12 protein-coding genes are annotated in these 13,756 nt (G+C 43.5%); 5 read left to right on the top strand and 7 right to left on the bottom strand.

What is annotated here, in order from left to right; translation table 11 throughout:
- Window positions 1-298: 298 nt before the first annotated feature.
- The 5 genes from ACFQ0C_RS32385 to ACFQ0C_RS32405 all read right to left on the bottom strand — a co-directional run bounded on the left by ACFQ0C_RS32385 (window position 299) and on the right by ACFQ0C_RS32405 (window position 6,503).
- Complete coding sequence (locus ACFQ0C_RS32385) at window positions 299-1,237, bottom strand: NAD(P)/FAD-dependent oxidoreductase (RefSeq protein WP_379373094.1); 939 nt, start codon at window positions 1,235-1,237, stop codon at window positions 299-301.
- Between the two features lie 109 nt (window positions 1,238-1,346).
- Complete coding sequence (locus tag ACFQ0C_RS32390; RefSeq protein WP_379373096.1) at window positions 1,347-2,648, bottom strand: MFS transporter; 1,302 nt, start codon at window positions 2,646-2,648, stop codon at window positions 1,347-1,349.
- A gap of 679 nt (window positions 2,649-3,327) precedes the next feature.
- Window positions 3,328-4,629: an ABC transporter substrate-binding protein gene (locus tag ACFQ0C_RS32395; protein WP_379373098.1), complete on the bottom strand. Its 1,302-nt coding sequence runs from the start codon at window positions 4,627-4,629 to the stop codon at window positions 3,328-3,330.
- 153 nt (window positions 4,630-4,782) lie between these two features.
- Complete coding sequence (locus tag ACFQ0C_RS32400) at window positions 4,783-5,619, bottom strand: carbohydrate ABC transporter permease (protein WP_379373100.1); 837 nt, start codon at window positions 5,617-5,619, stop codon at window positions 4,783-4,785.
- Entirely contained in the window at window positions 5,619-6,503 is an 885-nt protein-coding gene (locus tag ACFQ0C_RS32405; RefSeq protein WP_379373102.1) for a carbohydrate ABC transporter permease, read from the bottom strand. Before ACFQ0C_RS32405 ends, ACFQ0C_RS32400 begins: the two co-directional genes overlap by 1 nt.
- Window positions 6,504-6,717: 214 nt before the next feature.
- Between ACFQ0C_RS32405 and ACFQ0C_RS32410 the strand changes: the two genes are divergently transcribed.
- The 4 genes from ACFQ0C_RS32410 to ACFQ0C_RS32425 are packed head-to-tail and all read left to right on the top strand — an operon-like array spanning window position 6,718 to window position 11,657.
- Window positions 6,718-8,502, top strand: a complete 1,785-nt coding sequence (locus tag ACFQ0C_RS32410; RefSeq protein ID WP_379373104.1) for a cache domain-containing sensor histidine kinase — start codon at window positions 6,718-6,720, stop codon at window positions 8,500-8,502.
- Between the two features lie 15 nt (window positions 8,503-8,517).
- Entirely contained in the window at window positions 8,518-10,131 is a 1,614-nt protein-coding gene (locus ACFQ0C_RS32415) for a response regulator (RefSeq protein WP_379373106.1), read from the top strand.
- Window positions 10,128-10,568: a hypothetical protein gene (locus ACFQ0C_RS32420; RefSeq protein ID WP_379373108.1), complete on the top strand. Its 441-nt coding sequence runs from the start codon at window positions 10,128-10,130 to the stop codon at window positions 10,566-10,568. The genes ACFQ0C_RS32415 and ACFQ0C_RS32420 overlap by 4 nt, the downstream gene beginning before the upstream one ends.
- A 15-nt stretch (window positions 10,569-10,583) precedes the next feature.
- Complete coding sequence (locus ACFQ0C_RS32425) at window positions 10,584-11,657, top strand: phosphodiester glycosidase family protein (RefSeq protein ID WP_258214950.1); 1,074 nt, start codon at window positions 10,584-10,586, stop codon at window positions 11,655-11,657.
- Window positions 11,658-11,935: 278 nt separating this feature from the next.
- Here the strand turns inward: ACFQ0C_RS32425 and ACFQ0C_RS32430 are convergent, their stop codons facing one another.
- Both ACFQ0C_RS32430 and trmL read right to left on the bottom strand, forming a co-directional pair.
- Window positions 11,936-12,190: an AbrB/MazE/SpoVT family DNA-binding domain-containing protein gene (locus tag ACFQ0C_RS32430; RefSeq protein WP_258214951.1), complete on the bottom strand. Its 255-nt coding sequence runs from the start codon at window positions 12,188-12,190 to the stop codon at window positions 11,936-11,938.
- Between the two features lie 138 nt (window positions 12,191-12,328).
- Window positions 12,329-12,793, bottom strand: coding sequence for a tRNA (uridine(34)/cytosine(34)/5-carboxymethylaminomethyluridine(34)-2'-O)-methyltransferase TrmL (gene trmL / locus ACFQ0C_RS32435; RefSeq protein ID WP_258214952.1), 465 nt, complete (start codon window positions 12,791-12,793; stop codon window positions 12,329-12,331).
- Between the two features lie 146 nt (window positions 12,794-12,939).
- On the opposite strand from trmL, the gene ACFQ0C_RS32440 reads away from it, so the two are divergent.
- Window positions 12,940-13,653 carry a response regulator transcription factor gene (locus tag ACFQ0C_RS32440; RefSeq protein WP_258214953.1) on the top strand — a complete coding sequence of 238 codons (714 nt, stop codon included), beginning with the start codon at window positions 12,940-12,942 and terminating at the stop codon, window positions 13,651-13,653.
- Window positions 13,654-13,756: the final 103 nt, after the last annotated feature.

Here is a 13,756-nt window from a genome sequence, read left to right on the forward strand (position 1 = left end):
ATAAACTTCGAGATTGTGGGGAGGTACTCCTTTTTTGTGTGCGAAAAAAACCAGTCGTAGCAAGGGGTTCGAATTATGAAATTGACTTCATTTGCATGAATTCAATAAGACTTCGGATATACCGGCCCAAAGGCTGTATAGATGCAGGTTTTTGGCAGAAAGCAATGGCTTTGAATCGAATAAAGTCATGTGCGCTGTAACTTCCGTTCTTAAGTTTTGATCTAGGGCTGGGACAGAGACGAAAGCGAATGACTTTGTCAAGCGCTGATCTCGGTTTTGAGCCACTAAAAGAGCAGCTTTATCTTATTAAGGCGGATTTATTGGATCGCTTAAGCAGCTCCTTGTGAATCCAAATGGCCGCTTGAGCCCCTTCACCCATTGCTATAGTCAGCTGCTCTGCATGGACTCCAACATCCCCGGCCGCCCATACACCAGGCACGCTTGTCATCTTGGTTCTCGGGTCGGTTACAATATGCTTGTTTTCCAGACGCTCTATACGAAGCTGAGAGGCCAGTTCAGACTGCACCTCATTGCCGCCAAAGGCAATAAATCCGCGCTCGCCGTTTATTTCTTGTCCATCAATCATACGAACTCCATGAAAGATTCCGTCTCCCGATGTTATAACCTCATCCATAGTCTGTCCATAATAGACAATCCCCTTATCAATGAGCTTCTCCATCATGACCTTGCTTACCGGTGCTATCGCCGCTTCATGATTGATGTAGATTAAATCAGAGGTCCAATACAATAGATGCAGCGCCATCGATGCCCCCACATCCCCTGACCCCATTACAATGGTGCGATGGCCTTGGGTTTCATATCCGTCACAATCCGGGCAAACGTACACGCTGCTCCCTAAGCAGTCTGTAAGCCCTGGAAGCTTAGGAAAGCGGTCCAGCAGCCCTGTTGCCAGCAGCAATGTATCCGCCTTGATCGCTTGGGATTCTCCACTTATCTCTACACTGAAGACATCTTCCTGTCTATTTAATCGTGCCACCACGCCTTTAACAAACTGAACTCCTAACCGTTCGGCCTGAAGCTTTCCCAAGCGGCGCAGCTCTTCCCCGGAAACTCCATCCGGCCATCCAAGTACATTATGATAGCTTCTACATAATGTCGACCTGCCATAACCCTTATCGATCACAAGAGTACGATGCTTATAGCGGCCAAGCTGAATCGCTCCTTGCAACCCTGCTATGCCGCCTCCGATGACTACACAGTCATAATGAGAAGCCATATTGTGGAGCGCCCCTTAATGAATAGATGATTTCCTTCAACCTTACCAACCAAATAGCTTTCAAAGGATTCCCAAAAAAACTAACGACTATTCAAAGTCTTAGGGGCTATCACATATTCAGTTTTTTGCCTGGGGCTGCTAATTTCTTAGGTTCTTTTGCTTCCTTTGCTTCATTTGACCGTAACAACCACACTAAATTAATTTGCACGATGGCGGCTCCAAAAACCACCCATGGGAGTGTTTCTTCACCTACATAGCGGCTCAAACCGATTAATATTAAGATAGCTATAACCCGACCGCAGTTAACAAATATTTCACGCACTACCACCGACTCTACCCGCAATTGTCCCTTTAACGGCATCATACTGATCAAGCGGAAATAATGTGTCGTCATCGTGTTACCCTGCAAAGGTGCACAAATAGAATAAATAATCATAAACAAAATGACCGTAAGCAGTGACAAGCTCCAAACAATTAATAACGTACCTGCTATAAAACCAACCGTGGAAATGAGGAGAAACAGCTTTGCCAAATCCTCTCGGCCATATTTAGATATAAATAATCCGGTACCAATGCTCACACTTGCATACATCACACCCAGGTAGCCTACCAAATCCTCACGTCCAACAATCTGGAATAACAATATCGTAGGTAAAAAAAGCATAATACCTTGCAGCATCCCAAGCACCGAGAATCCGAACAACGATCCCGTCCAGATCTTGTTTTTACGCATTAATAATCCTGTAAACTTCAAATAATAAGCCTTATGATGAGAAAGCTTGGATTTTATTTTAAAGCTGCCTATTGTTGCAAGAAGGAACATAAAGAACGCTACGGAGAATACAAAGGTGTACCCCCGGAGCCCATCATTTTGCCTTATTATAAACCCTGCCAAGGCTGGGCCGATTAATCCTGCGAGTGTAAAAATAATCATATTGGTCGCCAAGTATCGAATTCGATTCTGTTCTGTGGATACATCGTACATTAGAGTCAAATAGCCTACCCAATAGAAGGAGGAGGCCAGCCCCCCAAATACAGCAAATAGCACATAGTAATCTACAACCCGCTCCTGAGCGAAAACAACGACCAAATAGAACAAAGCGATCAACGCAATACCAAACCGGTAGGTGAACATCCGGTCCTTCCGTTTGATCAGCCACCCGCCTAATGCAAAAGCAAGCGGGGTTGCCGCATAAGTAACAACATAATACATCCCGTTAATCCAAAGGCTATGCGTTAACCTCCATAAATATAATGTCAGGAACACGCTGGACATCGATGCGCCGAACTGAAAGCAGAAGTGTATGAATAACGACACGACAGCTTCCTTTGATAATTTTTTATCCTCAGAAACCGCATGTTTTCTCGCCTCGAGCCATTCTCTGAAGCCTGTTGCAAGACGTGTAGCCATCCTCATCCTCCGTTAGCCTAACCATTAATTACCTTCCATTGTAACAGCGTGGCATAGCTAAAGTTAAATGCATAAAGCGCCTTCAAACAGGATAAAAGCGCTTTAGTTAGGATATCCCTCCATTTCTCCTTACTATTAGGTATAGTGCAACGCTTTTGGCACCTATGCTCTCAATTGCGCTTGCTGCTGGAAATAAACGACCGCTCTTGAAGTCGTGTTACTGGAATGGAAACTTGCAGCCATGCTTTTCTTAACTGGAAACTAATTCTTTTCCAATGAATTAGTAGAAGCATTAGCGGAAAGAGTTATTCCGTTATGTCATGAAAAGCACAACAAACAGAGAAATAACGGAATAGCTATTTCCGTTATCTCTCTGTTTGTTGTTCATTGTGCCCCTATTCGCAGCATATAACGGAATTCCGACTTCCGCTATCGTCTCAAATTGTAGGCCGCAGATTAAATAACAGAATTTTCTGTTCCGTTAAGGACCTTTAATGCACTACACCGATGTTTTTTGTTCTACTCTATGCTTTGACGTTGCTCTGTGTGAAACGGAACGAGAATCACTTATTCGCGTGAAATATCACATTTCAATAAATTAAAAACATGAATCGTATTTCGGTGACTTCATGAAAAGATAATGCAAAACCCCGGCACGTTTGCGCCGGGGCTCGAACTATTACTTTTTCAGACTATCCCATGTTTTTTGGAATTCGTCAAACATCTGTTCCTTCGTTTTCTGCTTAGCTACATAGGCCTGCATTGTCGCCGCAAATTTCTTGCTGCTTGCTTCGCCGCCAGGGAACTTGAACCAGTTCCAGCTCAATGTTTTATTGTCTTTGCTGTATTTGATAATATCAGCTGCCAATGGGCCTAATATTTTTTCATCAGCAGGGATATTTGTAAAGGCAGGAATGAATTTGAATTCTTCAGTAATATACTTTTTACCAATATCGGAAGAAACGAGCCAGTTCAAGAATTTCTTAGCTTCGTCTTTGTTGGCTGAGTTTTTGTTAATTACCCAGTTGTTCGGAACTCCGACCGGAAGCTTGTCGCTCGCCGCTGCATCATCACTAATAGGCATTGGCAGGAATCCAACCTTGATATTCGGGTTCGTTTGCGTAATTTGCAATTGCGTCCAGTTCCCTTGTTGTGTCATTGCTGCTTTACCTGTCGCAAATTCAGTCACCTGTGTCTTATAGTCGGTTTGCAGCGGGTTTTTGTTGCCGTATTTCAACTGCAGATCAAACAGCTTCACCCAGTTTTCGAATGTCGGGTTACCAACCATTTTACCAGTACCTTTGTTTAAGCTGTCGATAAATGCGTTAGGATCAGACTGATAAGCGAATGGAAGGTTAACGAAATGGTTACCTAACACCCACCACTCAGCATAGCCGTTAACGAAAGGCGTTACGCCTGAAGCCTGCAGCTTCTGAGCCGCTGCATCCAGCTGTGTCAATGTTTTTGGCAACTCAGTAATGCCAGCTTTGGCAAATAAATCTTTGTTATAAATAAAGCCATAGCCCTCCAGATTAAGCGGTTGGCCGTATAGTTTGCCGTCCTTCGTCATTGGTTCTTTCGCAACAGTTACCATATCTTTAACCCAAGGCTGATCGGATAAATCCTCCAAATGCTCAATCCATTTATCCAAGTCAGAGAATCCACCGTTATTGAAAATATCCGGCTTGTCGCCTGAATTGAATTTCGCCATAAGCGCAGCGCCGTAATCGGAACCGCCTCCTACAGTGTCAATCTGAATTTTTACTCCCGGGTTCGCTTTCTCATATTCGGCAGCAAGCTTAGACAGAGGCTCGGCGATTTCCACTTTAAACTGGAACATCTTAAGCGTTACATTCTTGCCTCCTGCAGCACCACCCGCGTTTGTGCCTCCTGGGCTTGGAGCTGGTTCTTTCTTTGCACAACCGGCTAGAATGGAAAGAACCAGTATGGCAACCATGCTAATAATTGTTAATTTTTTCATATTCAAAATGCCTCCCTTTTTCTTCTTATTTTCCCTTACTTCATTTATTTTAAAAAATGCATGAACAACCGAACACGGACAATATTGAACATTAAGGGGTAACTTATTGACCGTATCTCCCTGCTTCCCCTTGAAATGTCAGGCCTATTGGGATCAACCTTTTATAGAACCGGCTGTAATCCCTTCAATAATATGCCGTTGCATCGATAGAAAAAAGATTACGATAGGCAATACACCAAGAACAAGCGCTGCCAAAGCCAAATCCCACTGTTTCGTATATTGACCGAAGAAAGAATAAGTAGCTAATGGAATCGTTCTAAGCTCCGGCTTGCTTAAAATAAGCATCGGCAGCAGGAAGTCGTTCCAAATCCATAGACTGTTAAGAAGAACAATCGTTACCGTCATCGGCTTAAGCAGAGGGAATACAATTTTCCAAAATACTCCATATGGCGAGCAGCCGTCCACCCTTGCCGATTCTTCGATTTCCAGAGGAACCGACTTAATAAATCCATGGTACAAGAACACATTCAGCGAAACGCCGAAGCCAAAATAACAAATGACCAAGCCGGTTATACTGTCCATCAAGCCAACCTGACTTGCCACCCTTACCAAAGGAATCATAATCGATTGAAAAGGGATAACCATAGCCGCTACGAACGCCATGAAAATTAAATTATTGAAACGGGTTGGAAACCGTACCAATCGATAAGCTGCCATGGAGCTAATGACCACCAAGCCAATATTACTGAATACCGTGATCAACAGCGAGTTCCAAAACACCTTCGGAAACTTCATAATGTCCCAAACTTTACCGTAATTCGCAAAATTAAGAGAATGGGGCAAGCTGGCCGAGTTAATAAGAATATCTCCAAAGCTTTTCATCGAATTCACAATGACGAAGTAAAAAGGTACCAGGAACAGCAGACCAAGTACAAGTCCGACTATTTCAAGCATAAATATCCGCGGCCCGTAAGAAGATTTAACTTCCATTATACCTCAACCTCCTTTTTCTTCGTCACCCATACTTGAATCGATGTAATTACGGCAACCACTATGAAAAAGACTAATGACTTGGCTGTTCCTAATCCATAACGGTTGTTACGAAACGCTTCTTCATAGATGTTAAGGGCAACGGACTGTGTCGAATTGAAAGGTCCGCCTTGAGTTAATGACACATTGAGGTCATACATTTTAAATGCCCAGGAGATCGTTAAGAACAAACATACTGTGACCGCAGGCATGATGAGCGGAACCGTAATATGGCGCAATACCTGAAATCGGGTTGCTCCGTCAATGTAAGCCGCTTCTGTAATATCCTTCGGAACATTGGCGAGTGCGGCAATATAGATAACCATCAGATATCCGGCCGTCTGCCATACACTTACTATGACAAGCCCCCAGAAAGCGGTAGGTGCATCTCCCAGCCATGGGAGTTTAAAAAAAGCAAGATCCGTCAGCTCCCCAATGGTTGTGAAGCCTTTGACAAAAATAAATTGCCAAATAAATCCTAGCAGCAAGCCGCCAATCACATTAGGAAGGAAAAAAACCGTCCGCAATATGTTGCGCGATTTCAACTTTTGCGTTAGCAGCAAAGCTAAGGAAAAGCCTACAAGATTGGCGAACAATACATTCGTTACTGAGAAGCGTACAGTAAACCAGAACGATTTATGAAAATCATCATCCGCTACAATAATCCGCTTGAAGTTGTCGAATCCGACCCATTTCATATCCGAGGTAACGCCGTTCCATTCCGTGAACGAATAGTAGATGCTCAACAGAAACGGAGCAATAACGATCAATGCGAAAAAGATAACCGCTGGGCCAACGAAAACCGTCTGGTGAATCCAATTCGATGAACGGCTTTTGGCTTTCATAGAAATCTCCCCCCTTTGTATAAGTTCGTGTTCAAAAGCCACAGTTGAGCGTATCGACTTTTGGAACATCGTTTATAAGTTATCTTAAGTATAGAAATGGATGCCTTGGAAAAACACCGACTCTCGTGACCCATCAGGTGGAATTTATTGATATCCATTGTTACAATGTTCATGCAGGCTGGTTGGGCTGAGCTATTAATGGGAGGACTTTCCAATGATTCGCAACAGTTTTCGTAATAAACTTATCGTGTTCCTTCTTGCCGCTACAATCATGCCTATCTCCACATCAATAGTTATCACCTACTATTTTACTAAGCAGGCCGTTTCCAATGAGACCATTCAGAGCAACTCCAACCTGATTTATCAAGGCAAGACGAATATCATGAACTACTTAAAAGCGATTGAGCAAAATTCTTTAAACGTCTACAATGACAATACCCTTTATACGATCATTGAAAACGGAGATACGGATTATTTAAGCTACAACGAGACGGTTAGAGGTCTTCAAACGATTGTCAATTCGGTTAAGGAGATCAAGCAAATTTACTTGTATATTGACAAAAACAACCGATCCATATTAATTTCTCAAGGAAATCCCAATCGAAATGATGGTCCGGGACCGAAATACCAGCCTGAAATGGACAACACCGAAATAAAGCTGCAGCCCACTCACTGGAACCATGACTATAAAGTTGGGAGTTTATTTTATCTTCCCCAAACAACAGTCGTAACTATGCACCGAACTCTGCTTAACTCCTTGTCCCAAAAAAGACTGGGCATACTGTCCATCGATTTCAGCATTGAGGTTATAAAGTCCATCTGCCAGCAACTATACACTCTTGGACAAGACGAGCTGTATATACTGGATAATGACGGGGCTATTATTTATGGCCCAAATCCTGAGCAATGGGGGCAAGTCCTTCATGAGCCATGGGTTGACCATTTACTATCGATGCCAGACTCTTCAGGAAGCTTTGAATGGACGAGCAAGCCGTTTACTGGCATTCATATTTATGATCGCATGAGCACTCCTTATATGGAATGGACACTGGTAAAACGGATTCCTTATGAGCATCTCTACAAAAATGCCCGTGATTTAACCAAAATCAATGCATTAATTTTCATCATATTTATGGTTATCGTCATTTCGGCGACACTCTACATTTCCTTTAAGTTCACCACGCCTATCAAAAATTTAATGGGCTATATCAGCAAAATTCAGTCCGGAAACATGCAGGTGGATATTCAAGTAACCAGCAATGATGAAATCGGTATATTAGCTCGCCGTTTTCGCATGATGATGCAAACGATCAACAACCTGATCGAAAGAGAATACAAATTGGACATTGCCAATAAAACGAATCAATTGAAGGCATTGCAGGCGCAAATTAATCCTCATTTCCTGTATAATGGTTTACAATCCATCGGGACGCTAGCTCTCCAGCATCAAGCTCCCAAAATTTATTCGCTTATATCCTCACTCGCCAGGATGATGCGCTACAATATGAACACTAATGAAACTTTGGTGCCGCTCAAGCAGGAAATCGATCATATTAAATCCTATTTGGAGCTGCAGATGCAGAGGTTTGAGGACGAGCTTGATGTGACCTTTCAGGTTACTGAGCAAACCTTAACGATTCAAATTCCCAAAATGATACTCCAGCCCTTGGTTGAAAATTATTTCAAGCATGGCTTTGACCCGCGAGAAAAAAAGGGAAAGCTCCTTATAGCGGGTACTATAACGGACGATCATCAATTAACGCTGGTTGTTGAAGATAACGGAAGAGGTATCAATCCGGAGCAATTGATTATTTTGCAAAAGCAATTAAGCCTCCACCCGGACAACATTGGGGAAGCTTCAGAAAGCATAGGCTTGATAAACGTTAAATTGCGTCTCCAGCTTTATTTCCAAGGCGCATCCATGAAACTGGAGCCGTGTTATCCATCAGGCGTCCGTGTTACACTGGTTATACCTAATGCGCAACAAATATCTTCTTAGGAGGTTGCTGTCACTGTGAAAGCCATCATCGTAGATGATGAAAAGCATGTCCGTGAAGCTATCCGGCTGTTGGTTCCTTGGGAAGAGCTTGAAATCAACGAAATACTGGAGGCTCCTGACGGTCAGTCTGCTATTTCTTTAATTGAGGAACATAAACCGCAAATTATTTTCACGGATATGATTATGCCCGTTATGGGCGGAGCCCAGCTGCTTGAGTGGCTGCATGCTCATTATCCATCAGGCAAAACTATTGTAATCAGCGGGTTCGATGATTTTCAGCTTGTACGCCATACCGTACAATACGGTGGCTTGGATTATATACTAAAGCCTATTGACGCCGAGCAGCTGCATTCTGCGGTGTTTAAAGCCGCTGCCAGCTGGCGGCAGGATGAAAGCGAGCGCCAGCGCGAGCAGCAGCTTAATATCGAAATGAATCAGATTCGTCCAGCTTATTGGGATAAGATGCTGTCTAACTTAATAACCGAGCCCTCCGGGTTTGATGCTGTGACCCAATCATTTGCCAATGAGTTTGGATTGGATCGGAATGTTCGGGAATGCCGCGTTGCTATCTTATCGTTAGATACGATTAGCTCCAGTCTTAAACAAAAGTTCGAGTCCAATATGGACCTTCTTTTCTTTTCCATCACGAATATATGTAATGAGTTTCTTCATGCCTCCCAGCAAGGAATCGCTTACCGCTACTGGAACAGTGATGACGCCATTCTTGTTTTATTATATGGGCAAGGCTCGGCCGAGCAGATTATGTCCAAAATACTGCAAGGAATATGGACTGTCCTTCACAGTAAAGTCGAAATAGGCATAAGCAGCCTTCAGCCTGTTCCGTCAGGCTTGTTCTTAGCTTATACGGAGGCTAAGAATGCTTTACATATGCGTAATTTGCTGCTTAAGGATAGGCGCATTCATATTTATACGGGGCAAACTCCCAGCTTGCCGCCATTATTATACTTCAGCGATTATGCGGAGCCCATCCATCTCGCAGTGCGCAGCGGCAGCGCTGAACAGATTCGTAAATCTGTTCAAGTGTGGATTGATGCGGTTAAGCTGCTTGATGTTATAGATGTAGGGCTGCTTGAGCTGTGGTGGCAGGAATACATTGTGCTGCGCAACCGTTGGCTCAATGAGTGGTTCGGAGATCAGCAGCCAGACATCAAAACCGAGTCAGACTCTTCCCGTTTCCAGTTGCCTGTCGATAAGGATGGCTTCTTCTCTGTCTCACTCTGGCAAGAACAGCTGACAGCCGGTCTTATTGAGCTTTCCAAGCAGCTGCTTGCTCATCAGCATCAGGACAGCAACGTCATCTTTGAGATTGCAAAGTATATTCAAAACCATTATCATCAGGATATTACGCTTCAAGAGATTGCCAATCATTTCTATTTAAGCCGTGAATATATATCCCGTAAATTCAAGCAGCAGTTTCAAGTGAATTTATCTGATTACCTTAGCGGCATCCGTTTGGAAAAAGCGAAGCTGCTCCTGCTCAACCCTCACTTGCGAATCGCTCAAGTTGCGGAGATGGTCGGCTATGACGATGAGAAATATTTCAGTAAAGTATTTAAGAAAATGAACGGCTTCTCGCCGAATGAATACAGGAAGGTGAATCAACCATGAATACGCCCATAGAACCTGCGGCTTCAGAGCAGCCCATGGCGCGAACTGGAAAACCGAGCAAAGCAAAAGGAAGAGGAAGAACCTATCTGTTCTTATTTATGGGGTGGACCCTGCTTATCGCTTCTGGAGTTCTTGGCGCCAAGATGTACACGGATCAGCTGCGCCAGCAAATTGCGCAAGATATTGCCGTACAAACCGAGCAGCAGCTGCAAGCCGTTCAAGAGGATTACCAGAAGCAAATTTCCCAGCTCAAAGATAATGTCAGCGGCGACCTTGTAAAAATGCAAAGCAAAATCGATTCATTAAACGAGCTGCTTGCCTTTACCAAGGACAGCGCCAACAGCAAGACGGACAATAGCAACCAGCTGTATACCCAGCTTGGCGAAGTAAAGAAGAAGCTTGACGACTTGAAGAAAAGCCTAGATGTACTGCAATAAGGATGTGGTCTACCAATGAATCCGATCCCGTTAATTAATCGTACACTGTTGCTTGCTGTCGCACCTTTTATAGGTATCCTTGGCTTTTTGTATGTTTCACAGCTTTCCATTGCACTCCCGGAATTCCAGCGTTATACCAAAACAGAGTTTTCCATTCAAAGTCAGCTTCAGCAAGCTTCACAGCAGCTTGACAAGGCCAAGGCTGATGCCGCTCAAACGCGGACCACTATTGAACGCTTCTTTCAGCTATATGAGAAAAGCGCAACGGATGTCGCCAATATGGCCAAAACAGCCGATGCTGCTGCAACCAAGCCTGCGGCCATCTTTGATACGCGAATCAGCACCAAGCTTGGAGCCAAGCCATCCAAACAGACGAACAGCTCTAACTTGGATATGAAGCTTTATTATTTGAATGAATCGAATTACAAGGCTTATGCGCTTAAAATTGATATGAAAACCGATAAAGCGTTGAAGATGGTGCTTGGCAAAGATAAAATTGGCAGCAGTGAAACTACGTTGGAAGCTGCGCGCCGTTACGGAGCTGTAGCCGGGATTAATGCGGGAGGGTTCGCTGACGACAATAAGACGGGCAGACGTTATCCCCTAAGCAACACTATCATGAATGGCAAATTCGTATATGGCTTTGAACCAACCTTTGAGGATTTGGCGTTTATAGGGTTGAGCACGGATCGTAAGCTGATTGGCGGCAGATTTGCCCGACAGGAGGATCTGGACAAGCTTAAGCCGTCCTTCGGTGCAACCTTCGTTCCTGTATTGCTGCAAAACGGCAAAAAGCAGGCGATTCCTGCACAATGGCAAACCTCGCCTGCTCGAGCTCCACGCACGGTTGTAGGTAATTTCAAAAACGATCAGCTGTTGTTTCTGGTTACGGATGGCTACGATGAGAGAGGGAATTCCGGGGCGACGCTCGCGGAGCTGCAGGACAAGCTTCTTCAACTTGGGGTCAAGGATGCATATAATCTGGATGGCGGCGGATCCTCCAGCTTGATCTATGAAGGGCAGGTAATCAACCGTCCATCCGATGGCAAACTTCGGCCGCTTCCTACGCACTTTTTATTTTTTAAATAAATGTTCACTTTTATAAGTTTTCTTTTCATTAACGGTTGGTTATAATAATAGGGCAGGGGGGTGCAAACGATGTCAGCAACATTTTGGATTATGAACTTGGTATTTTTGATTTTTATCGTGGCCATACTCACTTCTTCTTACAATGATGATAAAACAAAAGGTCTGTAATTCATCCATTCAACCAATAATTCCAGACACTTATTAAAAAGCATCACGTTCCTCTAACTAAGGAATACGTGATGCTTTCTGATGTTTTACATCTTCTCTAAACTTCTTCACTACGTTCTTTCTACCAATCCACTCATCTCGCCAAGACATTCTCCGCATATATGCCGTTCTTTAAATTCACTAACTTGCTCCATCGAACTGCAAAATACACATCTCGGACGATATCTCTCCAAAATAATATGATCACCGCTTACCAATATTTCAACGGGATCCCCTTCGTTCATTTGGTATCTTTTTCTTAGAGATTTGGGGAGCACGATTCGTCCTAATTGATCGACTTTTCTCACAACACCAGCTGGTTTCATTATAAATTCACCTCACTTTCACACAAAAAAACGAACAGTTCAGCCAAGCGATTAAGGAGAACCTCCCTTCAAGTGCTTGCTTTAATACTATTCGTTACTTATGTTAAAATTCCTGCCATATTCGACTTGTTTTGTTGTTTATTTCAACCCCGGAAAACCGGTCTGCCGCAGCCCTTCGAACAATACAATCGCCGCAGAATTCGACAAATTCAACGATCTTACTGCATCGGTCATAGGCATCCGAATCAAATGATCTGGATGTTCCGCAATGATTTCAGGAGCCAGTCCTTTCGTTTCCTTACCGAAAACAAAGAAATCACCATCCTGAAATGTAAACTCAGTGTAAACGCGCTTAGCTTTGGTTGTAGCCAAAAAGAATCTGCCTTCCGCGTACTTATCCTTTACTTCCTGGAATGAATCGTGATATTCAATATTAACGGCATGCCAATAATCAAGCCCTGCCCGCTTTAAGGTTCTGTCATCTGTCAAGAAACCCAGTGGGCGAACCAAATGCAGCCAGGTTCCTGTTGCTGCGCATGTTCTTGCTATATTTCCAGTATTTGCCGGTATTTCAGGCTCTACTAATACAATATGAAAAGCCATAGTCTGTTATCACCTCACTTGAGTCTTTCATTATACTACAATTAACGTACAAATTTAACACTCACTTTACCTTTCATTAATATACGGTTGATAGTGCTCTGCAATAATAAGAGTATCAAGTGTTTTAAGTAAAGGAGATCCGAGAGATGAAGAAGAAGATTCTTGTTGTTGACGACGAACCTTCCATTTCGATGCTAATAGAGTTTAACCTGAAGCTGGTCGGCTTCGAGGTACATTGTGTTTATGATGGTGAAGCTGTATTTCAAGCGATTCAACATTTCCGTCCTGACGTCATTGTGCTCGATCTGATGCTTCCTAAGATGGATGGTATTCAAGTATGCCGTAAGCTGCGCAGTCAGAATAATTTGGTGCCGATCATTATGCTCACAGCTATGCAGGACTTGTCTGACAAAATCGCCGGCCTTGACAATGGGGCTGATGATTATATGACGAAGCCATTCAGTCCTCAAGAGCTGATTTCTAGAATTCAAGCTATTTTACGACGTATCCAGACACTTCCATCCGCAACCGAAAGTGCTTCGGTTACGATTGGCCAGATCGTGATCCAACCTGATCAAAGGGAAGTTTCTTTGAAGGGAGAAGCCATTGAGCTGACTCCAAAAGAGTTTGATCTCTTGTTATTTTTATGCAAACACCGCGGAAAAGTATTAAGCCGCCAACAACTGCTGCATGGCGTTTGGGACTATCATTTTCTTGGTGATACACGTATTGTTGACGTCCATATTAGCCATCTGCGCGATAAAATTGAAGGCAATGCCAGAACACCCGAATATATTGTCACTATACGTAACGTTGGATATAAGCTGACTGAGCCCTCTCTGAAGGAATCCTTTGCCTAACAGAATAACTCATGGGTCCCTAAAAGGATGAAAAGATGAATGCCGTTTAATTCATGCGGCGCTCATCTTTTTTTGCGTAAAAAAACAGCCCTGCCATTGATCT

It is taken from the genome of Paenibacillus sp. GCM10027630 (assembly GCF_042676305.1).
In the GTDB taxonomy this organism is placed as follows: domain Bacteria; phylum Bacillota; class Bacilli; order Paenibacillales; family NBRC-103111; genus Paenibacillus_S.

What these genes read in the sequence shown, in the direction of transcription:
- ACFQ0C_RS32410 (WP_379373104.1), top strand. Translation starts at nt 6,718, where the DNA reads ATGATTCGCAACAGTTTTCGTAATAAACTTATCGTGTTCCTTCTTGCC.
- trmL (WP_258214952.1), bottom strand. Translation starts at nt 12,793, where the DNA reads ATGGCTTTTCATATTGTATTAGTAGAGCCTGAAATACCGGCAAATACT.
- ACFQ0C_RS32405 (WP_379373102.1), bottom strand. Translation starts at nt 6,503, where the DNA reads ATGAAAGCCAAAAGCCGTTCATCGAATTGGATTCACCAGACGGTTTTC.
- ACFQ0C_RS32440 (WP_258214953.1), top strand. Translation starts at nt 12,940, where the DNA reads ATGAAGAAGAAGATTCTTGTTGTTGACGACGAACCTTCCATTTCGATG.
- ACFQ0C_RS32385 (WP_379373094.1), bottom strand. Translation starts at nt 1,237, where the DNA reads ATGGCTTCTCATTATGACTGTGTAGTCATCGGAGGCGGCATAGCAGGG.
- ACFQ0C_RS32390 (WP_379373096.1), bottom strand. Translation starts at nt 2,648, where the DNA reads ATGGCTACACGTCTTGCAACAGGCTTCAGAGAATGGCTCGAGGCGAGA.
- ACFQ0C_RS32400 (WP_379373100.1), bottom strand. Translation starts at nt 5,619, where the DNA reads ATGGAAGTTAAATCTTCTTACGGGCCGCGGATATTTATGCTTGAAATA.
- ACFQ0C_RS32425 (WP_258214950.1), top strand. Translation starts at nt 10,584, where the DNA reads ATGAATCCGATCCCGTTAATTAATCGTACACTGTTGCTTGCTGTCGCA.
- ACFQ0C_RS32430 (WP_258214951.1), bottom strand. Translation starts at nt 12,190, where the DNA reads ATGAAACCAGCTGGTGTTGTGAGAAAAGTCGATCAATTAGGACGAATC.
- ACFQ0C_RS32395 (WP_379373098.1), bottom strand. Translation starts at nt 4,629, where the DNA reads ATGAAAAAATTAACAATTATTAGCATGGTTGCCATACTGGTTCTTTCC.
- ACFQ0C_RS32420 (WP_379373108.1), top strand. Translation starts at nt 10,128, where the DNA reads ATGAATACGCCCATAGAACCTGCGGCTTCAGAGCAGCCCATGGCGCGA.